This window comes from Vibrio sp. 10N.222.49.C9, from assembly GCF_041474985.1.
Taxonomy (GTDB): Bacteria; Pseudomonadota; Gammaproteobacteria; order Enterobacterales; family Vibrionaceae; genus Vibrio; species Vibrio crassostreae_C.
Genome location: NZ_JBFRVD010000885.1, coordinates 1 through 301 on the forward strand (window position 1 = coordinate 1; position 301 = coordinate 301).

At 48.8% G+C, this 301-nt stretch carries 1 pseudogene; it reads left to right on the forward strand.

Going from position 1 to position 301, the window contains the following annotated elements:
* Positions 1–301: pseudogene (gene ushA, locus AB4585_RS26075) on the forward strand (bifunctional UDP-sugar hydrolase/5'-nucleotidase); the annotation flags it as partial.

Genomic DNA, 301 nt, shown 5'->3' on the forward strand with positions numbered 1-301 from the left:
AATCCGAACAGCCATATATCACCATTGCTGTGACTCACATGGGTCACTACCAAGATGGCAATAACGGCGGTAATGCTCCGGGTGACGTAGCGTTAGCTCGTTATCTTCCAGCTGGCGCTTTAGACATGGTGATTGGTGGTCACTCACAAGAGCCTGTTTGTATGGAAGGGCCTAATCTGGTGAAGAAACAGTTCAAGCCTGGTGATGAGTGTCAACCTGACCAACAAAACGGCACTTGGATCATGCAAGCCTTTGAGTGGGGCAAATACGTTGGTCGTGCGGATTACGAATATGAAAACGG